Annotated in this window: 21 protein-coding genes; 18 read left to right on the top strand and 3 right to left on the bottom strand. The window is 48.1% G+C overall.

Features of this window, described 5'->3' with window-relative positions; genetic code table 11:
* Positions 1–39 precede the first annotated feature (39 nt).
* The 5 genes from EJL91_RS22505 (at position 40) to EJL91_RS22485 (ending at position 5114) form a co-directional block, all read left to right on the top strand.
* A complete protein-coding gene (locus EJL91_RS22505; RefSeq protein ID WP_243125546.1) occupies positions 40–543 on the top strand; it encodes an RNA polymerase sigma factor in 504 nt (167 codons plus the stop codon).
* A gap of 195 nt (positions 544–738) precedes the next feature.
* The gene (locus EJL91_RS22500) at positions 739–1356 is read left to right on the top strand and encodes a TetR/AcrR family transcriptional regulator (RefSeq protein ID WP_125144218.1); all 618 of its coding nucleotides are present in this window, start codon (positions 739–741) and stop codon (positions 1354–1356) included.
* A 5-nt stretch (positions 1357–1361) separates the two neighbouring features.
* A complete protein-coding gene (locus EJL91_RS22495; RefSeq protein ID WP_125144217.1) occupies positions 1362–2747 on the top strand; it encodes an MATE family efflux transporter in 1386 nt (461 codons plus the stop codon).
* A 370-nt stretch (positions 2748–3117) separates the two neighbouring features.
* Positions 3118–4554: an MATE family efflux transporter gene (locus tag EJL91_RS22490; protein ID WP_125144216.1), complete on the top strand. Its 1437-nt coding sequence runs from the start codon at positions 3118–3120 to the stop codon at positions 4552–4554.
* Positions 4530–5114, top strand: a complete 585-nt coding sequence (locus EJL91_RS22485; protein ID WP_125144215.1) for a cytidylate kinase-like family protein — start codon at positions 4530–4532, stop codon at positions 5112–5114. Before EJL91_RS22490 ends, EJL91_RS22485 begins: the two co-directional genes overlap by 25 nt.
* 168 nt (positions 5115–5282) lie before the next feature.
* Here the strand turns inward: EJL91_RS22485 and EJL91_RS22480 are convergent, their stop codons facing one another.
* The 3 genes from EJL91_RS22480 to EJL91_RS22470 all read right to left on the bottom strand — a co-directional run bounded on the left by EJL91_RS22480 (position 5283) and on the right by EJL91_RS22470 (position 7209).
* A complete protein-coding gene (locus EJL91_RS22480; protein ID WP_125144214.1) occupies positions 5283–6035 on the bottom strand; it encodes a DUF6232 family protein in 753 nt (250 codons plus the stop codon).
* Between the two features lie 24 nt (positions 6036–6059).
* Positions 6060–6554: a DUF4489 domain-containing protein gene (locus EJL91_RS22475; RefSeq protein ID WP_243125535.1), complete on the bottom strand. Its 495-nt coding sequence runs from the start codon at positions 6552–6554 to the stop codon at positions 6060–6062.
* Between the two features lie 118 nt (positions 6555–6672).
* Entirely contained in the window at positions 6673–7209 is a 537-nt protein-coding gene (locus EJL91_RS22470) for a DUF4489 domain-containing protein (RefSeq protein ID WP_125144212.1), read from the bottom strand.
* Positions 7210–7425: 216 nt separating this feature from the next.
* Here EJL91_RS22470 and EJL91_RS22465 point away from each other — a divergent pair, with 216 nt between their 5' ends.
* The 13 genes from EJL91_RS22465 to EJL91_RS22405 all read left to right on the top strand — a co-directional run bounded on the left by EJL91_RS22465 (position 7426) and on the right by EJL91_RS22405 (position 22165).
* The gene (locus EJL91_RS22465; protein ID WP_243125534.1) at positions 7426–8496 is read left to right on the top strand and encodes a zinc ribbon domain-containing protein; all 1071 of its coding nucleotides are present in this window, start codon (positions 7426–7428) and stop codon (positions 8494–8496) included.
* Positions 8497–8921: 425 nt separating this feature from the next.
* Complete coding sequence (locus EJL91_RS22460) at positions 8922–9995, top strand: RNA ligase RtcB family protein (protein WP_125144211.1); 1074 nt, start codon at positions 8922–8924, stop codon at positions 9993–9995.
* Between the two features lie 9 nt (positions 9996–10004).
* Positions 10005–10598, top strand: coding sequence for a peptide chain release factor H (prfH, locus tag EJL91_RS22455; RefSeq protein ID WP_125144210.1), 594 nt, complete (start codon positions 10005–10007; stop codon positions 10596–10598).
* A 556-nt stretch (positions 10599–11154) separates the two neighbouring features.
* Positions 11155–13062, top strand: a complete 1908-nt coding sequence (locus EJL91_RS22450) for a sigma 54-interacting transcriptional regulator (RefSeq protein WP_164516928.1) — start codon at positions 11155–11157, stop codon at positions 13060–13062.
* 412 nt (positions 13063–13474) lie between these two features.
* Complete coding sequence (locus tag EJL91_RS22445) at positions 13475–14248, top strand: enoyl-CoA hydratase/isomerase family protein (protein WP_164516927.1); 774 nt, start codon at positions 13475–13477, stop codon at positions 14246–14248.
* Between the two features lie 43 nt (positions 14249–14291).
* Positions 14292–15317, top strand: a complete 1026-nt coding sequence (locus tag EJL91_RS22440; RefSeq protein WP_164516926.1) for a TRAP transporter substrate-binding protein — start codon at positions 14292–14294, stop codon at positions 15315–15317.
* 32 nt (positions 15318–15349) lie between these two features.
* Complete coding sequence (locus EJL91_RS22435) at positions 15350–15841, top strand: TRAP transporter small permease (RefSeq protein ID WP_125144206.1); 492 nt, start codon at positions 15350–15352, stop codon at positions 15839–15841.
* A gap of 1 nt (position 15842) precedes the next feature.
* A complete protein-coding gene (locus tag EJL91_RS22430; RefSeq protein WP_125144205.1) occupies positions 15843–17108 on the top strand; it encodes a TRAP transporter large permease in 1266 nt (421 codons plus the stop codon).
* Between the two features lie 44 nt (positions 17109–17152).
* Positions 17153–18421, top strand: a complete 1269-nt coding sequence (gene leuC, locus EJL91_RS22425) for a 3-isopropylmalate dehydratase large subunit (protein ID WP_125144204.1) — start codon at positions 17153–17155, stop codon at positions 18419–18421.
* A 14-nt stretch (positions 18422–18435) separates the two neighbouring features.
* Complete coding sequence (gene leuD, locus EJL91_RS22420; RefSeq protein WP_125144203.1) at positions 18436–18990, top strand: 3-isopropylmalate dehydratase small subunit; 555 nt, start codon at positions 18436–18438, stop codon at positions 18988–18990.
* Between the two features lie 2 nt (positions 18991–18992).
* Positions 18993–19880, top strand: coding sequence for an isocitrate lyase/PEP mutase family protein (locus EJL91_RS22415; RefSeq protein ID WP_125144202.1), 888 nt, complete (start codon positions 18993–18995; stop codon positions 19878–19880).
* A gap of 132 nt (positions 19881–20012) precedes the next feature.
* On the top strand, positions 20013–20969 hold the full coding sequence (locus tag EJL91_RS22410; protein ID WP_125144201.1) for a D-2-hydroxyacid dehydrogenase: 957 nt from the start codon (positions 20013–20015) through the stop codon (positions 20967–20969).
* A 50-nt stretch (positions 20970–21019) separates the two neighbouring features.
* Entirely contained in the window at positions 21020–22165 is a 1146-nt protein-coding gene (locus EJL91_RS22405; RefSeq protein ID WP_125144200.1) for a glycerate kinase family protein, read from the top strand.
* Positions 22166–22549: the final 384 nt, after the last annotated feature.

Raw genomic sequence — 22549 nt, 5'->3', positions numbered from 1 at the left:
GGATAAATAAGGTGAAAGGGGGGAGATGCCGTGCATGACATGGATGAGATTTATCATAAATATGCCGGAATGGTCTATAAGTTTCTGCTTGCCAGGACGGGAAAACGGGATTTGGCGGAGGAATTGACACAGGAAACATTTTACCGTGCAGTTTATTCCCTGAAAACCTATGACGGCACTTGCAGGTTTTCCACCTGGCTGTGCCAGATTGCAAAACATGTCTGGATGCAGGAACTGGAAAAACGGAAAAAACACCAGGCGGACAAACAGGAATATCTGGAGGGAGAAGCACATGTGACCTCGGAAGAAGTGAGAAAAATAAAGCCCGGGATGACGGCCGGGGAAATACAGGAACTGTTGGGGATAACGGCCGCCTGCTACGAAGGCGGTTCTCTGGATTATTCCCTGGGATACATTGTGGATGAGGAGTACCTGATAGAAATTATTTTTTCCACCCTGAATGAGGAGCAGCCCTGCGGGATGACGGGAGATGAGATACTGGCGGCTAAGGTGCCTAAGGGAGAAAGCAGATTCGGGCAGTGAGGTATGCCAGGAATTTTACAGAATGTGGGCTTTGCCAACACTTTAAAAGGAGTCCGTCTTGCCGGACTCCTTCCTGTGCAGAGGAGAATAAACGGCAGAATATCACTGGAAAATGTTCCTGATAAATATTGACCACCTGGTCTGTTTATGATATTATAATAAAATAGACCAGGTGGTCAATATTTGGAGGCAGATATGAAACGGGAAGAAAAAAATTTAATGACGCGCCGGAAGATCATGGACAGCGCAATGAAAGAATTTGCTGATAAGGGTTACGGCTTAAGTTCAGTCAATACCATTTGCAGTGACGGGGATATTTCGAAAGGAATCCTTTACCACTATTTTAAGGACAAAGATGAAATTTACCTGATGTGTGTGAAGGAATGTTTTGACGGACTTACCCGGCACATGAAAGAACATATGCAGAGCAGCTCGGATGGGGTTCAGGAGAGGCTGAACCGGTATTTTGAGGAGCGGTTTGCCTTTTTCGCAGGGAATCCGGCCTGCCAGCGTATTTTTTGTGATGCGGTGATTATGCCGCCTGCCCATTTAGATGGGGCAATCCGTGAAATTAAGACAGAGTTTGATAAGTTTAATATAGGTGTACTGAATGAGATTTTGTCGCAGGTAAGGCTCAGAAAAGACGTGACGAGGCAGGAAGTGATAGACACATTCAGCCAGTACCAGGATTTTATCAATGCGAAGTACCAGATGGCGGGAGCGACGGGAATCGATGCGGCGGAGCGTGAAAAGAGCTGCAGCCGCGCGCTGTCAATCCTGCTTTACGGCGTTATCGAGCGTGGTGAGGAGTGAGGATTATGGAGCAGGTAAAAGAATCGGTCTTATCTGAATTAGAGCCGTCAAAGGCGATTGTTAAACTGGCGGTTCCGGCGACACTGGCATTGCTGGCGAAGGCAGTTTATAATATCGTGGATACCGCCTATATAGGAATGCTGCACTCGGACATTGCCCTGGCGGCCGTGGGGGTTACACTCCCCCTGCTGCTGATTATGGTATCGGTGGAAAATATTTTTGCAGCCGGAGCGGCAGTTCTTGCCGGGAGGCAGCTCGGGGCAAACGACAAGGAGGGAGCCAACGTCACGGTCACCACGATTGTGGGGCTGTCCGTCGCTATCGGCCTGTTTCTCTGTGTCACCGGAATTATCTTTATGGGGCCGCTGCTGCGTTCCTTCGGGGCATCGGAGGCCGTCCTTCCGCAGGCGAAAGAGTATGCGCTCTGGATGTTTATCGCCGCTTTAGCCAATCTGCCGGCACAGAGCATGAACTGCGCGGCCAGGGCAGAGTCATCGGTTAAAATATCGTCCATCGCCGTTGTGACAGGCGCCGCGCTGAATGTGGTCCTGGATCCCGTTTTCATGTTCGACTGGGGACTGGGGCTGGGAGTGGGAGGCGCCTCTCTGGCAACCACGGTTTCACAGTTTGTCACTTTCATCATACTGGCCTGGTTTTATATGAGCGGGAAATCAATCATCAAGATACGTCTCGAGTATTTTAAAATGAACCTGCAGCTTGTGCGCACCGTGACGCTGATTGGGGTGCCGACTGCCGTGATCCAGATCTGTCTTGCCGCCGCGACATCCCTGACGAACATCGCCGCAAAACCTCTGCCGGATTCGGATTTGATTATCGCGGCCTATGGCGTTGTCCAGCGTCTTGTGCTGATTGGCTGTTATATGGTCATGGGATTTATGCAGGGATATCAGCCCGTTGCCTCTTTTGCGTTCGGCGCAGGCAATGAGAAACGGTTTCATGAGTGTGTCAGGTTCTCTCTGAAGGGCGCCCTGATTCTCACAGTGGTGGTGGAGGCGGTTTATATATTGCTTTCCAGGCAGCTTATCATGCTTTTTAACGGAAATCCGATGGTGATTGATTATGGGGCAAAGCTTCTGATTTCCCAGGTTGCCCTGTATCCGGCTTTCGGTCTTTGCTACATGATGACGATTACATACCAGACGATAGGCGCTTCACGGTTTGGCCTGTTCCTTTCCGCAATCAGGCAGGGATTATTTTATATTCCTTTTATCCTAATCCTGCCGCGGATGATGGGAGTGACGGGGATTTACTTTTCCCAGCCGGCCGCAGATTTACTGACGATTGCAATTTGTATTTTTGCGATTAAACCAATGAAACAGACGGCTTCCCGGAGTATGGGCGGGGATGACGTAAAAGGAGGAGAAAGCTGAAAAAAAGACTTTGCCTCATTTCAAAAAATATGCTATAATGAACCAAACAGCGAGTAGCTTTACTGCGTAAAACCAGTTGTAACCTACTTGCTGTTTTTTTATACCATAGGAAACACCTGTGATATAAAAAGCCCTCCGGGCAGGATTTGCACTCCCGTGCGAGTCCTGCAGGAATCCGTGGGGCGTGAAAATCATTAAAAGCGTGTGGCCCTCAGGCATAAATCCAGCTTGTGCGGCCGCCTTTCGTTTAAGAGTCCGGCCTGCCGGGCTTTTTTTCTTTGCCGGCGGCGCCATGAGCGCAGACACGTCGGTGAATAATAACCGGCCGTGCAGACAACAAAATATTTTAGCAGCAGGAGGTTTTTAAATCATGGAACAAAAGTCCAACTCTTTTCTGGAAACAGAAAAAATCAGTGTTTTAATGCAGAGATACGCAGTACCCTGCATCATTTCATTACTTGTAGCCGCATTGTACAACATTGTCGATCAGATATTTATAGCCAATGCGGATTATCTCGGCTCATACGGAAATGCCGCCAATACGGTGGTCTTCCCCCTCACCGTCGTGGCGTTGGCTATCGCGGTCATGATAGGGGACGGGTGTTGCGCGTTTGTCAGCATCTGCCTGGGGTCCAATGAAAGGGAAAATGCCCACCGCAGCATCGGTAATTCCATTGTGCTCTGCCTGATCGGCAGCATTATCCTGACCGCGGTCTATTTCATTTTCCGTGATCAGATTCTAGGGATGTTTGGCGGACGCGTCAATGAGGAGACATTCCGCCACTCGAAAGAGTATTTCACTTATATTTCCTTGGGAATCCCATTCTACATGTTCGGGCAGGCGATGAACCCGATCATCCGCTCGGATGGGAGTCCCATGTTTGCTATGGTTTCAACGCTGGCCGGCGCAGTTGTGAATATTATTCTGGACCCTGTTTTCATATTCATCTTCAGATGGGGCATGATGGGGGCGGCCGTAGCTACGGTAATCGGACAGGTGCTGACGGCCGTACTGGCCGTCGGATACCTGTGCAACATGAAGGCGGTAAGGCTGAAAAAGGAGAGTTTCAGGTTAAACGGCAGGCTGATTGCAAGATTTCTGCCTCTGGGCATATGCAGCTTTCTCTCGCAGATTTCCCTGGTGGCGGCCATGGCGGCGATCAACAATATGATTCAGAAATACGGGGCAATAGATGCCGTGTTCGGGCAGGAGCAGTTTGCCCAGATTCCGATGGCAGTGGTGGGAATTGTCATGAAATTTTTCCAGATTGTCATCTCGATCTCGGTCGGCATGGCGGCAGGCTGCATCCCGATTGTAGGATATAATATCGGGGCGGGACGTAAAGACCGTGCCAGGAGCTTATTTACTCATCTGCTGGCAGCGGAAGCGGCAGTGGGAGCGGCGGCATTTCTGATTGTGGAGCTTTTGCCGAAACAGTTGATTGCCATTTTCGGCGCTGCCAACGAAAGCGTGTATTATACGGAATTCGCAGTTAAATCATTTCGGATTTATCTCTGTATGATGATCCTGGCCTGTGTCAATAAGGCGACCTTTATTTACCTTCAGTCCCTGGGGAAAGCGTTTATTTCCACAATGCTTTCCATGGTGAGAGAGGTAGTGTTCGGAGTGGGATTTGCACTTTTGCTTCCCGCTTTCCAGGGACTCGACGGGGTATTGTATTCGATGCCGGCAGCGGATCTGCTCACATTTTTTATCTCGGCGGCCGTGATACGGTACACATATAAGACACTGAAAACAACGGAAAAAGTGGAGGTGGTTTCATGCAGAACAGAATTATCACAATAAGCCGGGAATTCGGCAGCGGAGGAAGAACGATTGGGAAGATGACGGCCAAAAAGCTGGGAATTCCGTGCTATGATCAGGAGCTGATAGAGAAGATTGCAAAGAAGAGCGGTTTTACAAAAGAGTTTGTTGAGGAAAAAGGGGAACATTCCCAGCACGTCGGTTGGTTTGCTAATGCTTTTACAGACAGGGGGATGAACGGTATCTCCAGCCAGGACTATCTGTGGGGGATACAGAGGGATATTATTCTGGAATTGGCTGCAAAGGAATCCTGCGTGATTGTTGGACGGTGCGCCGATTATATTTTAAAGGATACGGCTGACTGTCTGAAGGTATTTATCCATGCCGATATGAAAGCCAGGGCCGGCCGGATTGTGGAGCAGTACGGAGAAAGCCGGTATTCCCCGGAAAAACGTCTGAGGGATAAGGATAAGCGGCGGAGCGCCTACTATCAGTTCTATACGGACATGGAATGGGGGACGGTGAAAAATTACCATATTGCGTTGGACAGCGGAGTGATTGGGATTGAGAGGTGTGTGGAGATTCTGGCAGTTCTTTACTGACGGTGTGACAGCAGATTTGATGGCAAAGATTGAAGGACTTGATTGAACGCTTTATGTTCCTTTACCAGCCTCATTCACCAGCAAAAAGCAGCTTTTGGTAAAAAACAGCTGCTTTTTCGCGTGTATTTGAGACACTGCGGGAGACTCAGAGTAATATAAAAATGGAACTTAATAAACAGAATTCCTTATTTCTGTTATAAGTGAGTCAAGCCCCAAATCGTTACAGTCATTAATTAAGCCCGCCAGGACAAATTTTTTAAAGGATGTCTTAAGCCCTTCCTGGTCGTTCGAGTCAATCAAACGGGCTGCATCGTTAATGAGGTTCAGAATTTCACTGTCGGCATCTGTTTTTTTAATATAGCATTGATACAGCTTTTGCAGTTCGGAAACCAGCTGGCTGTTTTTTGTACCCTGACCGCTAATTCCCATGATACCGGGGGATTCGTTGACAGGTTCCTCTATAGCCGGTACATCTTTCACCGCGCTTACGATTTTGCCGTCCGTATTAAAATTGATTTCCCGGCCCGGGAGAGTGCTGCTCCCAAAGCTCTCTTTTAAAGCTTCATAGAACTGGTCAATAAAATCATTGCTGCCGGTAGATAAGGAATAAATTTCTCCGGAGTATAGCTCTATATTAATCCATCGTTCCGTATTGTCGGACCGGTGGCACAGGAGCCAGGCGGCTGCCCCGACAGCCAGAACTGATATCATGATAAGCGTGCTTTCAATGCTCCGTCCTGATAAAGCGATGAAAAGCAGAATAAACGCCGCACCGGACGGAAATGGAATTTTGGGAAGAACGTCTGCCCATATACGTGAAATTCCCGACAGAGGCAGAGTATGGTTTTCCCAGGTAATCACGTTGTTTTTTATATCAATTTGTGTAACTTTGTATTTGTAAAATTTATTTTGAGCTGCCATAGGGTAAAACCTCCATATTCGGCATTAATTTCTGTCTATTATGGTTGCAATTAAAACAGGGCTTGCAATGATGCCTGTTCCAACCGTTTCAGCGCCTTCATTTTCGACGTAAACGCTGTACGTACAGCCTTTGCCGGCCATTAAATCACAATCGCAGACCGACAGTGTAAATGTATTTGCTTCCATTTCCGTTTTATCACGGCAATATAACACTCCGGTGCTGAGCGGTATGGAAAAAGGCTGGCATTTTTCCTGCTTTACTATCTGGAACCGAAGGCAGACCTTCGATTTGCTGGCAATAATATTGCAGGAAAAGCTGAGCTGAACCAGAAGTTCTTTATAACAGGATGCGTTCAGAGTAAGAGAAGCCACATGGAATGTGGCTCTCTTTTCTGTGCCTTCCGGTATAATAAGCCCTCCGAAAACAGCGCTTTTAATCTTTATATTATTTCCACCCTGTTTTTTCATGCCGGGAATGAGGCAATGATTTGTATTGGGTAAAGCGGGTGGTTGAATCATTGCCTCCTGATGGCCGGATGGCCGGGGAGAGCAGTTACATGTTCTTGAACGCGGATAACAGCCGCGCCCGAATAAACCGTAATACATAGCTTCTCCTTACTGCCATTTTAATTGTTTATTAGTTGCATCCGTTGTCAACAACAATTGCGGACAGTGTTGCGTTATTAATAGAAGTAACGCCGACTGTAGCAACACCGGCAACCGTAGCAACCACACTGTAAGTGCAGCATTCCTGGTCACAGATATCGCAGTCACATACAAAGAATGAGAAAGCATCGCTGGATGTGATGGCAACAAGCCTGGAGAATGTCCAGACGGGACCTACCGGAATAGGAACCAGCTGGTTTTTGCACTGTTTGAATATCTGCAGGTTAAGAGTTAAAACGGCAGCTGTTGTAACAATGTTGCTGGCAAATTCAAATTTAATACATGGTTTGCGGAATCCTTTCGTATCTACGGTTACAGTGGAAACTGTAAAATTTGTTCCTGCAATCGTAGCTAAGGGCAGCGTAACTGCGCCTGGGCATCCGCATTTTAAAGTCGTTCTGTTCGGTGCAAGCGGTCTGTTTTTTTCACATTCACAGTAGCATTTGCAGTCACAATCACAACACTCTCTATTATCATACTCGCAATTATTGCAGTTTATATCGCTCATGATGGAACCTCCATATAAATCTCTGTTTTTTTACCTCTCTGGTATAATATAGTATATTGCCAAACTCTAAGGATGTTACTTTTTTTGGTCATGCATAAGAAAAGGTTTTTTTGGGAATCTTACATATTTTTTAAGGAAGAAAATGACGCTGTTATTTTCTACAGCGATGTGTTATGATTAGCCAGAAATGAAGACACAGGATACGAAAGGGATGATATGATGATTTGTCCAGAATGCGGACACGAGACATCAGGGAACTTCTGCAGTAACTGCGGCGCCCTGCTGAAAACAGGAAAGTCTCCGGACACTCATGAAAATACATATAGACGCAGATCCAGGGCTCAAAATTCTGAAGTGTACGAAACTGCAGCCGGCGAGGATGAAACTGCGGCGGCAGCGAACCGAAGCACGATGTATGGCAGGTGTTCGGATGAAAGCGTCGGTGGGGATAGCTGGGCTGCTATAAATGACGGGCCAGCCAGACGAAACCCGGAGCGGCAGGAGAGCAATAATGCTGAGAGCCGTGCAGAGAGGCGGGCAAATTCCAGAAAGAAGGACAAGCCTAAAAGAACATCCTCCTCAAAAGATTCGGGAAAAAGCGGCCCGGGCAAAAAAGAGGTGCGCCTTGAGCAAAAAGAGAAAAAGCTCAGGGAAAACAGAATCAGCAGCCTAGAGAGCGAAGTGGAACGTTTGACGGTACAGGAACGGCTCAGGGACAGGCGCAGATGGGATCAGGATGAGGAAAGAGACGGTGATTCCGGTCCGGATCTGGGTGAGATGGCAGCCAAAGGAGCGGCGGGCGTTGTGCTCATTGCCGCCCGTGTGATGCAGCTGGCATCGTTCTTTATGATGGGAATCATGGTACTTATTATGGCGCGCTCTTTTCTCAAATACAGTGAGGGACTTGGAGATATCAGCGTCATAGCGGCTGAGCATAATTATGGGCTGGCGCTTTATGTGGGTGTTGCAGGCGTTTCCCTGTTTATGGGAGTTATCTGGTGCCTGTGGATTCTGTCCAGAAAAGGCGCAGGCGGAGGGTTCAGGCTGAAAAAATACGATACCGGGAGAGGATTGATTCCGTTTATACTCTGCGGAGCCGCTATATTCGCCGCAGGGCCGGCGCTGACGCTGCTTCCTCCTGTGGAGGATGTTGTGGGGCAATGGCAGGGAATTGTCATGGGTGCAAAAGCTGTCCTGACGGCAGTCAACGTGCACCGCGGCACACTCTTGTTCTGTAGTGGGGCAGGAGCCGTAATGTCGCTCATACGGAGAATTCTGCTGGTTTAATGATGAGATTTCCGGGTCTGGGGTGCAGCGTCCTAAAGCAGGTGCAGCGCCCCGGACCTTTTTGTGAAAATCCCTAAGATGCTTCCAAAGAAAAAATATACTTGACGCAGCCCTTGTATCTGAGTTATAGTGAATAACAGAATATGATGAAATCGCGTTTTGCTGGCGGTTCATTGTTATCAATAAGGGGACGGAAAGTCCTTCATAAGTAAAGGAGTGGTTGTTATGTTGGCAAATTTTAGTTTTGAGGTGAAGACAAGATAATAATTTTTTAATGGCAGGGACTGGCGTACAGAGTGTTTTTTGACGCACGGCTTGTTGTCGTGTTTTTTTTGTACCTTTTTTCAGGGTGATTTCGGGAAAATAATACGAAAATGTCTTGAAGACGCCGGAGAACCTGCCTGCTTATGAAGGAGAATTTAAATTTGAAAAGTGAAAATTGCATATTAATCAGCAGCGGCAACAATTGGATTGAACAGGCGGCAAAGGACCAGCTGGAGGGAGTATCGCGTCTTCCGGGCGTGGTGAAGACTGTGGGGCTGCCGGATCTGCATCCGGGAAAATCACCGGTGGGAATCGCGGTTCTAAGCCGCGGCAGGTTTTACCCTCACCTGATTGGAAACGATATCGGCTGCGGGATGAGTCTTTTTGACACAGGCGTAAAGCTAAAGAAATTCCGTCAGGATAAGTGGGTATCCAGACTCAGCTACATCAGGGAACTGAGGGATATTCCCGCCGAAAATCCGTATGAAGAGGAGTGCCCGATCCTGGATTTGGGAACAATTGGGTCTGGAAACCATTTTGCCGAATTCCAGTGCGTGGATGAGGTGTTTGATAAAGAGCCGGCGGAGCGGCTGGGCTTACCGAAGGACCGGGTCCTCCTTTTAATACACAGTGGATCCAGAGGTTACGGACAGGAGATTTTAAAGCGGTATTTCCGGCCGGAGGGCCTCGAGGAAGGCAGTGCGCAGGCTTATGCCTATCTGGCGGAGCATGACCGGGCTCTTTTGTGGGCAGCCAGAAACAGGGCGGTTACGGCATCAAAACTTTTAGACTGCGTGGGAGTGCATGCCAAGCCCCTGGAACTCCTGGAGTGCTGCCATAACTATCTGGAACGGACGGAGGAGGGCTGGCTCCACCGGAAGGGAAGTGTTTCGGCAAAACAGGGAGCCGTTGTGATACCGGGCTCAAGGGGGAGCAGAACTTATCTCTGCCTGCCATCGGAGGATACGGAGATTTCGCTTGGTTCCCTGTCTCACGGAGCCGGCCGCAAGTGGGCCAGAAGCATCTGCAAAAGCAGGATTGATAAAAAGTATGACCGGGACTCCATCCGTACGACGGAGTGGAAAAGCCGTGTGGTCTGCCACGACACAAACCTGCTGTTTCAGGAAGCGCCGGAGGCGTACAAGAATGTGGAACAGGTAATCCAGTCCCTCAAGGACTGGGGACTCATCGAGGTGGTGGCCGCTTTCCGCCCTTTGATTACGTATAAAGGGTAGGTGAAGGATATGAGGATTCAGTTGAGTTCCGGGCAGGGCCCGGCAGAATGTGAACTGGCGGTTGGACTTCTCTACGAAGCGCTGAAACGGGAGTATCCCGACATAAAGCTTATTGATTTTGTGAAGGGAAAGAGAAAGGGCAGATTTACCTCCATCCGTTTTGACACAAGCCAGGAGCTGCGCGGATTGGAAGGAAGTGTGCTGTGGATCTGTAAAAGTCCGTACCGGCCGGAACATAAGAGAAAGAACTGGTATGTGGATATCAGCGTCATAGAGGAAGAAAAAAGAATTACAGAGGAAAAACTGGTGCGTTATGAGACGTTCCGCAGCGGCGGAAAAGGGGGACAGCACGTAAATAAAGTGGAGACAGGGGTCAGGGTGATCCATATCCCTACCGGAACCGCCGTAGTGTCTACCCAGGCCAGAAGCCAGCATATGAATAAACAGCTTGCAATGAACCGGTTGTGTGAGATCCTGGCCCAACGGAACCTGGACTGTGACAGGAAAGAAAAGAACCTGGCCTGGATGGAGCATAACCGGCTGGAACGGGGGAATCCGGTCAGGACGTATGAAGGGATGGAGTTTCGGAGGAGGAAGCAGTAACAGGCAGGACTGTACTACAGATTGAAAGCAGAGAGAAAGTTAAAATGAGGAATATGCAGTATTAGAAAAAGTTCCGGCTATTAAGCCGGACTTTTTCTATTTTCAACAGGAAAGATTGACGAGCTCTCCCGAAGATTAAAATATCCCTCCGTACAGGAATGTAGTTCGGCGTAGAAAAATTATGCTACAAAAACGTGAGAGATTCATCTTTCAATTGAGATCACGACGCTCATTTATAGCAGAAAATGTTGGGGAAGATGTGGTAATTTATGGAAAATACAGAGAAGTGCAAAGACTGAAATAATTTGAAGATGCGGAGTTTCCTTTTAATATCAGCAAATTCAATATAATAAAGTGATATATCATATGATAATTGACTTCTTTTTGTATTTATAAAATATTTAGACTTTATTGAAAAATAGTGTATAATATATACAAAAATATAATGCAGAAGATATATAAATCAGACTTTAAATTGTAAAAGTTTATGGCGGATTTTCATGATGAATGGATATTTTTTGTACAGAGTATCGTCCGGGAGAAGGTGGGGGAACGAATGATTCGAATATGCTGTATTACATATAAAGATGTAGATCGGTTGGTAAGGGAGGTACTGGAGACATATCAGGATGACGAGGTAGAGTTCAGCATTGTGGAGGGACTCAGAACGGAAATCCTGGAGGAGGAAAAGAGAAAAATTATTGAGAGTGCAGACGTTGCAATCGCCACAGGGGCCAATGCCCAGATTGCGGCAGCGGCTTTTCAGGTGCCGGTTATACAGTTCCATATTACCGAATTTGACTACCTGATGGCAGTGGAAAAGGGACTGGAAATTGGGAAGAATCCGGCTGTTGTGACCTACAAACAGCCATTGTCTAAAAATATGAGGGATTATCTGGAAGTGGCCGGGAGGCATGTAAACTATGTTGTTTATGAAGACACTGAGGAACTGAGGGAAGCTTTAACCTGCAGTGGGGCGGATGTTATCATTGGAGCCACTCATGCCACGGAAGTGGGAAAACAGCTGGGGATTCGGACCGTACTGATATATCCAAGTTTCAGCTGCATTCTGGATACATTTGCCGAGGCGAAAAATCTGGCCAGAGAACTGGAAAAGGAAAGAAAAAAGAACCAGTATATCAATGCACTTTTGCAGTGCAGCGTTAACGGTATTTTTCTGGTGGACAACCTGTGCAGAGTAATTGATTTTAACCAGAAGGCTGCCGATTTGGCAGGAGTGGAAAGGGAAAAATTAAAGTATTCCTATCTGGATCAGATTTTTCCAAAATTGAAGATGAATGAATTTGTCTGGGGCAGCCAGCAGGAGTCCTTAAAAATTGTAAAGCTTGGGAATAAAGAGATTGTCTGTAATATCGTACGCCTGGAAAACCGTCATTCTCAGTTCGATGGAGCAGTTATCATGATGTACTATCTGGAAGAGTTAAAAAGTCAGATTGGGCAGAGAGAAAAGGAAGAAAAACAGAGAAAGGAAAAGGGGTTCCAGGCAAAGCGGAGTTTTTCCGATATCATTGGCTCATCTTCTACGATAAAAATGTGCATCGAGGATGCCAGATTTTATGCAGAGAGTGAATCAAATCTGATGGTTTATGGAGAAACCGGGACTGGTAAAGAGATATTTGCACAAAGTGTCCATAACCAGAGCAGGAGGAAGAATGAGGCGTTTATTGCGGTGAACTGCGCGGCTTTGCCGGAAAACCTTCTGGAGACAGAACTATTCGGATATGACGAAGGTGCATTTACAGGGGGAAGAAAAGGCGGTAAAAGGGGCTTGTTTGAACTGGCAAACCATGGAACTCTTTTTTTAGATGAGATTGGTGAACTGTCCCCGGCGTTGCAGTCACGGCTTTTGCGGGTATTACAGGAAAAAGAGATTATGCATGTGGGTGGTGAGCGCATTATTCCGGTGGATGTGCGCATTATAGCGGCTACTAACAAACATTTGGAGGAGCTGGATCCGGCGGTTTTCCGACGGGATCTGCTGTACCGCCTCAATGTCCTGGATCTGATGATACCGCCGCTGCGGGAACGAGAAAAAGATGTTGTGGAACTGTTTGATTTTTATTATAAGAAGAAAAGAGATGTAAGCCTTCATCAGACGGAGCTGACGGATGGGGCAAAAGAAATTCTTATGCTATATCACTGGCCGGGTAATATCAGGGAGCTGCAGAATGTCTGTGAACGGTTTTGTCTCTATCTAAAACAATCGGCCAGACACAGTGATTTGCTCATGAAAAAATGTATGATCCGTGCAGTAGGAGAGGAACGGCTACAGAAAAATATTTTGGAATCGTTTGAGTTTAAGGCGAAGGGGGGAAGTGTGGAACTGGTGGAAGAACTGCAGAGAATTTTTTCTTATAATAGGGAACAGATTGCAAAGGTGTTGGGGATAAGCCGGACCACAGTCTGGAGATTGATGAAGGGAGAAGAGAAAAAGAAGATTTAATAAGCAGGAAGACAGCAGGCCGGATATGGCAGCAGGAAACATTACACCTGCTGCCATGTCTGGCCTGTTCCTGGTTATAGGCGGAATATTGTCTGTAAAGCGTGAGGAAAACTGATTGGATGAAAAGTGCAGGTGGGAAATGTTTCAAAAAAGAGTGAAAACAGCATAGTGAAACATTATAACGAAAAAAAGTGTAAAACATTTGTCATGGGAGTTAGAAATGATGCCGGAAAAAGCCTGATTTTACAAGAAAAAACAGAGAGAATTTTTTATAAGGAAAGGATGAAAACTGGCACGCAGTTTGCTGTTTATATAGTCATCTAATATAAGTTTTAGAGAGGCGCGGATGATGCGGAGCCGGCCCGTCGGAATTCTGCCTAATGAAAAGTATAGTGGAGGAGGTACAAGGGGAATGTTTAAATCTATTCAGTATGAACTCAGGGAATCGATTGCAGTTATCTCGATCGATCAGTTACAGGATCAGAATCGAATGGATCGAAATACCTATTTAGAGGTAACGGAAGCGCTCCGCTGTGCTCAGGAAGATCCTGAAGTGACAGCAGTTATCCTGACCGGTAAAGGAGAATATTTTGTGACCGGAGGGCGTATGGACGGCTATCCCGGAGGAAAAATGATGGAAATGCGGGGGTTTGCAGATTCCTGCTCGGGATTAATGTTCCAGATGTACGATATGAGGAAACCGTTGATTGCCGCCGTAAATGGACTTTGTGTTGCGGGAGGAATGATGATTCTGGATGCATGTGATTTGGCGGTGGCGTCGGAATCAAGTAAGTTTGGTTTTCCTGAGCTTGAACGGGGGAATTTCCCGGTGCTGGCATTGGCGGTCGCCCAGAGGTCGATTCCTAAAAAGCGGGTTTTTGAGCTGTCTTATCTCAGTGAATTAATTGATGCGGATACGGCGCTGCAGTGGAATCTGATTAACAGAGCAGTTCCTGCCGAGTGCGTTTTGGATACGGCTTTGGATTGGGCAAGGCTGATATCCGGACGAAGTCTCCTGACGGCAGGAATGGGGCGCGAGGCCTATCACAAGATGCAGGGCATGAGCCAGATAGAGAGCTTGGAGTATGCGAAAAATGTTTTGTGCTGTATGCTGGCCACTCATGATGCCCAGGAAGTTGATTATGCAATAAAGGAAAACAGGGATCCTGTTCTAAAAGGTTATTAATTGAAGAACTTACTGAAGCAGATGAAAGAAGGAGGAAATGTACATGATGAAAAAAATGTTGTCTTTGTTTTTAGCGGGAGTAATGGTGGCAGGACTTTTGACAGGGTGCGGCAGCAAAACGGAAACTCCGGCAGTTGAAACTACGGCTGCTGCCGGGACGGAGCCGGTTGAACTTGTGTGTTCCCATATTTTCGGGGCAGATACAATACAGAATAAAGCATGTCAGATGTTTGCCCAGAAACTGGAAGAAAAAACAGGCGGGGCGTATAAGATGACGATTTATCCGGCAGCCCAGCTTGGTAACATGAATGATATTCTGGAGCAGCAGAAGAGTGGCGATATTCAGCTTACTATTATTTCTTCTATCGCATTAGCCGGTATTTCACCCTATTGTTTCGACAGCTGGCCGTTTTTATTTGAGACTCAGGAAGAATTTGAACGTGCCTATGCAAGTGAAGCCGGGGCAAAATGGCTGGAAAAATGCGAACAGGAATCAGGTTTCTATCTGTTGGCTCCTACGTGGAAAGGACAGCGTTATTTCTTTGTGAATAAGGATGTCAATTCACTCAACGATTTAAAAGGCATTAAAGTCCGCTGTTCCGGCAGCCAGATGGAGATGGATAAGTATAGTACCTGGGGCATGACACCGGTGTCTATGAGTTCTACAGAAGTTTTTTCCGCTATGCAGCAGGGAGTTGTGGATGCATATGAGCAGGAGATTCCGGTTGCCAGGGACGAGTCTATTCCTGAAGTGACGAAGACGGTTGTTCTTACAAAACATACAGAGGCCAATTACTGCTGGCCTACAAGTTCTGCCTGGCTGAACAGCATGCCGGAGGATTTCCAGAAAATATATCGCGAGACAGCGGCAGAGTGTTCCGCCTATGTAACCGAGGAATTGGTGAAGGAAGAGCCGAAGGCGATTCAGGATTTCAAGGATGCCGGTTGTAAGGTTGTTGAATTTGATATGACCCCCTGGATTGAGCTGAGTGAAACGACATATGCTGAAAAATATCCTGAGCTGGCTGAATATATGGTGGCTCTGAAAGCAGCCGGGAAAGGAAACTGATAATGAGATGATATAAAGGAGAATGATTGAGAATGAAGTATGTAGATAAAATTACGGCTGCTTTTGACAAAGTAGTATCCGTCTTCTGCAATATATTCATGATCACATTAATAATCTGTGTTGCTGTCCAGGTGTTTTCCAGGTTTGTTATTAATACATCAACACCATGGACAGAAACACTCTCCATATATTGCTATGCCTGGCTTACTTTGTTTGGAGCCGTACTGGTGCAAAGTGAAGGCGGCCTGCTTTATGTTGACGTAATCCAGGAAAAGCTGTCTGGAAGAGTGCTGAGGATTATTAAGATTATCTGTGATGTGATTAGTATGTTTGTTTCCGTCCTCTGGTGTTACTCCGGCATTCTGCAGTGCATGAATGCAAAGGGAATTACCAGCTGGGGAATTGTAATTCCGCTGCCGGTAGTCTATGCGGCAGTTCCGGTATCTTTCGCGTTTTTGTTTTTATTTCTGCTTCTGGATTTAATTAAACAGTTAATTCCGAATAAGAAGGAGGGGGAGGTATAGTATGGGTATTGTATTAATTATCTTTTTGCTTACCCTGCTTCTGGGAGTGCCAATAGCGCTTGCCATGGGGGCAGCCGGAATTTACGGCCTTCAGATTCTTCACTTGTCCCCATCGATTATGGGGTCTCAGCTGTTTGCCGGGTTGAATTCTTTTTCCATGATAGCAATCCCTCTGTTTATATTTATGGGAGCGCTTATGTCAAAAACGGGTCTCACGGAGATTCTGGTTGATTTTTGCAATGCCATCTTTGGAAGGTTTAAAGGAGGACTGGCAATAGCAGGAATTGCTGCAGGCGCTTTTTTTGCGGCTATCTGCGGTTCTTCCGCGGCATCCATCGCCTCTTTGGGCGGCGTTTTGATACCGGCCTTGAAAAAGGAAGGCTACGGCGGAGGTTTTGCAGGAGCGGTAATCGCAGCGGCCGGTTCACTCGGACCTATCATCCCCCCGAGCCTGTTGCTTGTAATCTATGCGTGTCAATCCAACCAGTCGATCGGCTGGCTGTTTATGGCAGGTATTGTACCGGGAATCTTAAGCGCGGTTTTATATATCATGATTACGATTCGTACTGCAAAGCTCAGGAACTTTCCGGTTCATGAAAAGTGCTCGTTCAAGGAAATAAGACGTTCCGGGCTCAGGGCGATACCGGCTCTCGTAATTCCTTTGATTATTGTAGTCGGAATCTGTGCCGGTATTTTTACAGTAACGGAATCAGCCGGTATTACCACTGTTTACGTGCTGGTGGTCTGGTTCGTTAAAAGGCTTTCGTTCAGGGAACTCATTAAAACGGTAGGAGAGTCGGTGAGAGAGACTGCGGCAATTACATTTATTATTGGTGCATCTACCTTTTTAGCCTATGTTATCACGAGAGGTCAGCTGCCTCAGACAATTGTCAATGCGATTGTTGCGGCGAAAGTGAGCCGTGTGGTAGTACTTCTGATGGTTAATGTTTTGCTGGTAATCATGGGAATGCTTCTGGCTCCGGCAGCGGCGCTTCTGATTGTTACTCCGTTGTTGATTCCGTTGTCGAACGCGTATGGCATTAATTTGATTCAGATGGGACTGATAGTCGTTTTTAACCTGAATCTGGGCTGTTTGACTCCACCGGTGGCTGTCAGCCTGTTCATGACTGCGCGTATGGCAGATACATCATTTGCCGAACAGGTAAAAGAGGCGATGCCGTTCTTTCTTATCTCGATCATTGTACTGATACTGATTACTTACTGGCCGGATTTCACCCTGTTTCTGCCCCGGATGATATATGGATAAGTATTGGTTTGGGGAATTTATGAATGAATCAGGAGGATATGCAAATGACAGGAATGACAATGACCCAGAAAATCTTAGCCGCCCACGCCGGTCTCAGCGAAGTGACGGCTGGTCAGTTGATTGAGGCAAATCTGGATTTACTGCTTGGCAATGACGTTACGACGCCGATTGCTATTGCCGAGATGGAGAAGATAGGCAGTCCATCGGTATTTCATAAAGACAAGATCGCGCTGGTCATGGACCATTTTGTCCCCAATAAGGATATCAAGTCGGCCCAGAATTGCAAGTACTGCCGCGAATTTGCCGGAAGGAATGAAATAACAAATTATTTTGATGTGGGTGTGATGGGAATTGAGCATGCGCTGCTTCCGGAAAAAGGACTTGTAACGGCCGGAGATGTTGTAATAGGAGCCGACTCCCACACCTGCACCTACGGAGCGCTGGGGGCATTCTCCACGGGTGTCGGAAGCACAGATATGGCGGTCGGCATGGTGACGGGAAAAGCGTGGTTTAAGGTGCCTTCGGCAATAAAGATTGTCCTGACGGGGAAGCCGTCCAAATGGATCAGCGGGAAAGATATAATTTTACATATTATCGGTATGCTCGGTGTGGACGGAGCCCTCTACCAATCTATGGAATATACGGGAGACGGCATCGGATATCTCTCAATGGACGACCGTTTTACCATCTGCAATATGGCGATTGAAGCGGGAGCGAAAAACGGGATCTTTCCGGTGGACGATACAACTGTGGAGTATCTGAAAGCGCATTCGGCACGGGATTTCAAAAAATACCAGGCGGATGAAGACGCCGTATATGAGGCGGTTTATACAATCGACCTTTCGAAGCTGAAACCTACGGTTGCCTTCCCATTTTTGCCGGAGAATACAAAGACGGTTGATGAGGCAGGCAATATTCCCATTGATCAGGTGGTAATTGGTTCCTGTACCAATGGAAGAATGGAGGATATGAGGGCGGCCGCAAAAGTGCTTCAAAACAGGAAGGTGGCCAGGGGAGTCCGCTGTATCGTAATTCCGGCCACGCAGGCCGTCTATCTTCAGGCGATGAAAGAGGGCCTTCTGGAGATTTTTATCGGGGCGGGAGCTGTTGTCAGCACTCCGACCTGCGGACCGTGCACCGGCGGTTATATGGGAATTCTGGCAGAAGGGGAACGGTGTGTTTCGAGCACAAACCGGAATTTTGTAGGCCGTATGGGGCATGTGACTTCAGAAATTTATCTGGCAAGCCCGGCTGTGGCGGCGGCCAGTGCGGTCACAGGCAGAATCAGCGGGCCCGGCGACCTGGGATTATAATGCGGGAGGATGCGATGAAAGTAAATGGACATGTATTTAAATATGGGGACAATGTGGACACGGATGTGATTATACCGGCCAGATATTTAAATGCAACGGACGGAATGGAACTGGCCCGGCATTGTATGGAGGATATCGACAGGGAATTTGTGAACCGGGTAAAAGAAGGAGACCTGATTGTGGCCAATAAAAATTTTGGCTGCGGTTCCTCCCGCGAACATGCGCCGCTGGCTATCAAATGCGCAGGGGTGAGCTGTGTTATCGCGGAGACCTTTGCCCGCATTTTCTACCGTAATTCGATTAATATAGGTTTGCCGATTATAGAGTGCCCGGAGGCCACAAAAGAGATTGAGGCCGGGGACGAGGTGACGGTGGACTTTGACAGCGGAGTGATAACGGATAAGACAAAGGGGACGGTTTATCAGGGCCAGGCATTCCCGGAATTTATGCGGGAAATTATGATGGCAGGCGGACTGGTAGGTTATACCAATCTTCAGATAAACGGGCATGACACAGTGCCGGTGAAAGGTAAAACGGCCGGGAATATTAAAATACAGGAGGACAAATAGATATGTATGCAAACAGTAAAAACAGCGGCGCCCGCGTTTTGAGGGAGCGTTTAAAAGATCCGAAAATTATCGTTGCCCCGGGAGCTTATGACTGCCTTTCGGCCAGGCTGATTGAGCAGTGCGGGTTCGAGGCCGCATTTATGACGGGATACGGGGCGGCCGCATCTATACTGGGAGAGCCGGACTACGGCCTTATGACTATGAATGAGATGGCAAATGTATGCGCAAATATGAACGCGTTCCTGAATATTCCGTTAATCGGCGACATTGATACGGGATACGGCAATCCCCTGAATGTTTACCGTACGGTGAAAGAGTTTGAGAGAGCGGGAATGGCGGCGGTCCATCTGGAGGATCAGGTGTTCCCGAAACGCTGCGGCCATATGGAAAATAAAGCGGTCATCTCCATGGAAGAGCATGTGGAGAAAATCAGGGCGGCCGTGGAGGCGAGAGACGAGATGATGATTATCGCCAGAACGGATGCCAGGGCGACCCATGGAATTGACGAAGCAATCCGCCGTCTTACCGCGTACCGCGATGCAGGCGCTGATATTGTCTACGCCGATGCACTGCGCAGTGACGACGAACTGAGGGCGGTCGGATCGATTCCCAACGTCTATAAATTTACTAACCAGACGGAAAATGGAAAGACGCCGCCCCGGACTGCAGAACAGTTGGAGGAGATGGGATTTAATATTGTAATCTTCCCGGTCGGAACGGCTTTTGTCGCAGCCAAGGCCATGAAGCGGATGCTGGAGCAGCTCAAACGGGAAGGAACATCCGCGGGCTGCGTGGAGCAGATGACAACATTTAACGAGTTTACCGGTATCGTAGGACTGCCGGAGCTCCAGAAGAGGGAAGCAAATTTTAAAACGTATGAGTTCCGATGACAGGGGACACAGGGGACGAAAGAATATAGGATACCGATGAACATAAGAAATATAAAAAAACGGTAAAGATAGGATACAAAAGAATATTAACGAAAGAGTAAAATCATTTACGGAAAGGAGAGATCCGCTTATATGAAAATCGTGGTATTGGACGGATATACAGAAAATCCCGGAGATTTAAGCTGGTCCGGTTTCGAAGAGCTCGGTGAATTTACCGTATATGACCGCACTCCGGAGGAACTGACCGCGGAACGGATTGGGGATGCGGATGTAATCCTCACCAATAAAGTGGCCGTTACGGAAGAAATTATGGATGCCTGTCCGGGAATCAGGTACATCGGCGTTCTTGCAACGGGATACAACGTGGTGGATACGGAGGCTGCGAAGAAAAGGGGTATCATTGTGACGAATATTCCAACTTACGGTACGGATACGGTAGGGCAGTTTGCCATCGCCATGCTTTTGGAAATCTGCCACCACATCGGTTATCATGACAGAACGGTCCACAAGGGAAAGTGGGAGAACTGCAGGGACTGGTGTTATTGGGATTATCCGTTGATTGAACTGGCGGGAAAGACCATCGGAATCGTCGGTTTCGGCCGTATCGGCCAAGCCACAGGCCGCATTGCCGCAGCGCTTAATATGCGCGTGACAGCCTATGATGCATATCCTAATGAAAGCGGAAAGCGGCTGGCGGAGTATGTGGATTTAGACAGGCTGTATGCGGAGTCGGATGTCATCGCCCTCCATTGCCCTCTTTTTCCTTCCACAAAGGAAATGATTAGCCGTGAGACAATCGGAAAAATGAAAGACGGAGTGATTATCATCAACAATTCCAGGGGAGGGCTGATAGCCGAACAGGATCTGGCCGATGCGCTGAACAGCGGGAAGGTATATGCGGCCGGGCTGGATGTGGTTTCCACGGAGCCTATCAGAAAGGACAATCCGCTTTTAGGGGCGAGAAACTGCCTCATCACGCCGCATATGAGCTGGGGAACGAAGGAAAGCAGGAAACGGCTGATGGACATTGCAGTCGATAACCTGAAGCAGTTTATAGAAGGCGCCCCCGTCAATGTAGTTAATGGCTGAGGAGAAATGTTTCAGAGATTCTAAGACTGCTCGGGAAGGAGAATGCCATAATGAAATTTCTGTTTGCGTCGGATTCCTTTAAAGGTTCGTTATCTTCGGCACAGACGGCCGCCATTCTGGAACGGGAGGCCAGGCTCTGTTTCCCGGACTGTGAATGCATCAGCCTTCCTGTAGCGGATGGAGGAGAGGGGACACTGGAGGCCGTGCTTCAGGCGGCGGGAGGAATTCTTATACGGAAGGAAGTGCGGGATCCGCTTGGGAGAAATGTTTTGGCATCCTATGCCGTGCTTGACGGCGGGCGTGCATTTATTGAGATGGCGGAGGCGTCCGGCCTTCCTCTCCTGAAGCCGGAGGAGAGAAATCCGCTGCTGACCGGCACGTATGGGACAGGACAGCTGATACTCGACGCGCTGGAACGGGGATGCAGTCAGATTACGGTGGCAATCGGCGGCAGCGCCACCAATGATGGAGGTATGGGAGCCCTGCGTGTGCTGGGAGTCCGGTTCCTGGATGAGGAAGGAAACGAGCTGGAGGGAACAGGCCGGGATTTGAGCCGGGTAAAAAGCATAGATTCGGAGCTAATCTGTCCTCTCGTCCGTGGGGCAAGTTTTACCGTGATGTGCGACGTGAAAAATCCCCTGACCGGAAAAGACGGCGCGGCCCGCACATTTGGCCGCCAAAAAGGAGGAACCGAAGCGGATATCGAATTGCTTGAGGCCGGTATGGAGCGGTACGGAGAACTTATGGCGGAACTGTGCGGCTATGACATTGCCGCTGCAGAGGGGGCAGGCGCGGCCGGAGGCCTTGGAGCGGCTCTGTCTGTATTCCTGGATGCGGAAATGAAACCGGGAATTGAGGCAGTGCTGGATCTGATTGATTTTGACCGGAAACTGAGAGGCGTGGATCTCGTCATAACGGGCGAGGGACGGATGGACTGGCAGTCCTCATTCGGAAAGGTCCCAAGCGGAGTGGGAGAACACTGCAAACGGCTGGGTGTCCCGGCGGTCGCGGTTGTCGGAGGCATGGGAGAGGGTGCGGAAAATATTTATGAGCATGGAATTCTGAGCATAATTCCGACCGTGAATGGAGCAATGAACCTGGACGAGGCAATGGAACGGGCGGAGGAGCTTTATGCCGGTGCGGCCGGGAGACTGTTCCGGCTTTTGAAAGTGGGGATTTCTTTAAAAGATAAATAACAACGAAAAGCACGCTTCGCGAACTTTACATTGCCACTCAATAAAAATTCAGGACACCGGATAACTTTTGATATCTGGTGTCCTGATAACGTCTTTTTAAACGGAATGCCCAATCCGCTCAATTTCAAAGCGTGGCCCTGAAAACCGCATGAAATGAGGATTTGATTGAGAAATGAGGACGCCGCCGTCAGGCCGGGGACCGGGGTGGTGAGGGGGATCGATGAGTCTTTCGTCCCGGGCGTTAGATTGTCGCGGGTGGGGAATCCGGGCAGAAAAAGTTCCTGCGGGAAACGCTCGCGCTCTTTGGAGTACATAATGGTACTAACCTCGAAAAGACCTCGGTAAGTACCAATGAACTCCCAGGTTCCCTCCGGAATCTTTTTC

Source organism: Clostridium transplantifaecale (assembly GCF_900626075.1).
GTDB lineage: Bacteria > Bacillota > Clostridia > Lachnospirales > Lachnospiraceae > Otoolea > Otoolea transplantifaecalis.
This window is presented reverse-complemented; position numbering and strand designations above follow the sequence as displayed.

Excerpts from the sequence above, each read along its gene's own strand:
- EJL91_RS22505 (WP_243125546.1), top strand. The coding sequence starts at position 40 with ATGGATGAGATTTATCATAAATATGCCGGAATGGTCTATAAGTTTCTG.
- EJL91_RS22500 (WP_125144218.1), top strand. The coding sequence starts at position 739 with ATGAAACGGGAAGAAAAAAATTTAATGACGCGCCGGAAGATCATGGAC.
- EJL91_RS22495 (WP_125144217.1), top strand. The coding sequence starts at position 1,362 with ATGGAGCAGGTAAAAGAATCGGTCTTATCTGAATTAGAGCCGTCAAAG.
- EJL91_RS22490 (WP_125144216.1), top strand. The coding sequence starts at position 3,118 with ATGGAACAAAAGTCCAACTCTTTTCTGGAAACAGAAAAAATCAGTGTT.
- EJL91_RS22485 (WP_125144215.1), top strand. The coding sequence starts at position 4,530 with ATGCAGAACAGAATTATCACAATAAGCCGGGAATTCGGCAGCGGAGGA.
- EJL91_RS22480 (WP_125144214.1), bottom strand. The coding sequence starts at position 6,035 with ATGGCAGCTCAAAATAAATTTTACAAATACAAAGTTACACAAATTGAT.
- EJL91_RS22475 (WP_243125535.1), bottom strand. The coding sequence starts at position 6,554 with ATGATTCAACCACCCGCTTTACCCAATACAAATCATTGCCTCATTCCC.
- EJL91_RS22470 (WP_125144212.1), bottom strand. The coding sequence starts at position 7,209 with ATGAGCGATATAAACTGCAATAATTGCGAGTATGATAATAGAGAGTGT.
- EJL91_RS22465 (WP_243125534.1), top strand. The coding sequence starts at position 7,426 with ATGATGATTTGTCCAGAATGCGGACACGAGACATCAGGGAACTTCTGC.
- prfH (WP_125144210.1), top strand. The coding sequence starts at position 10,005 with ATGAGGATTCAGTTGAGTTCCGGGCAGGGCCCGGCAGAATGTGAACTG.
- EJL91_RS22450 (WP_164516928.1), top strand. The coding sequence starts at position 11,155 with ATGATTCGAATATGCTGTATTACATATAAAGATGTAGATCGGTTGGTA.
- EJL91_RS22445 (WP_164516927.1), top strand. The coding sequence starts at position 13,475 with ATGTTTAAATCTATTCAGTATGAACTCAGGGAATCGATTGCAGTTATC.
- EJL91_RS22440 (WP_164516926.1), top strand. The coding sequence starts at position 14,292 with ATGATGAAAAAAATGTTGTCTTTGTTTTTAGCGGGAGTAATGGTGGCA.
- EJL91_RS22435 (WP_125144206.1), top strand. The coding sequence starts at position 15,350 with ATGAAGTATGTAGATAAAATTACGGCTGCTTTTGACAAAGTAGTATCC.
- EJL91_RS22430 (WP_125144205.1), top strand. The coding sequence starts at position 15,843 with ATGGGTATTGTATTAATTATCTTTTTGCTTACCCTGCTTCTGGGAGTG.
- leuC (WP_125144204.1), top strand. The coding sequence starts at position 17,153 with ATGACAGGAATGACAATGACCCAGAAAATCTTAGCCGCCCACGCCGGT.
- leuD (WP_125144203.1), top strand. The coding sequence starts at position 18,436 with ATGAAAGTAAATGGACATGTATTTAAATATGGGGACAATGTGGACACG.
- EJL91_RS22415 (WP_125144202.1), top strand. The coding sequence starts at position 18,993 with ATGTATGCAAACAGTAAAAACAGCGGCGCCCGCGTTTTGAGGGAGCGT.
- EJL91_RS22410 (WP_125144201.1), top strand. The coding sequence starts at position 20,013 with ATGAAAATCGTGGTATTGGACGGATATACAGAAAATCCCGGAGATTTA.
- EJL91_RS22405 (WP_125144200.1), top strand. The coding sequence starts at position 21,020 with ATGAAATTTCTGTTTGCGTCGGATTCCTTTAAAGGTTCGTTATCTTCG.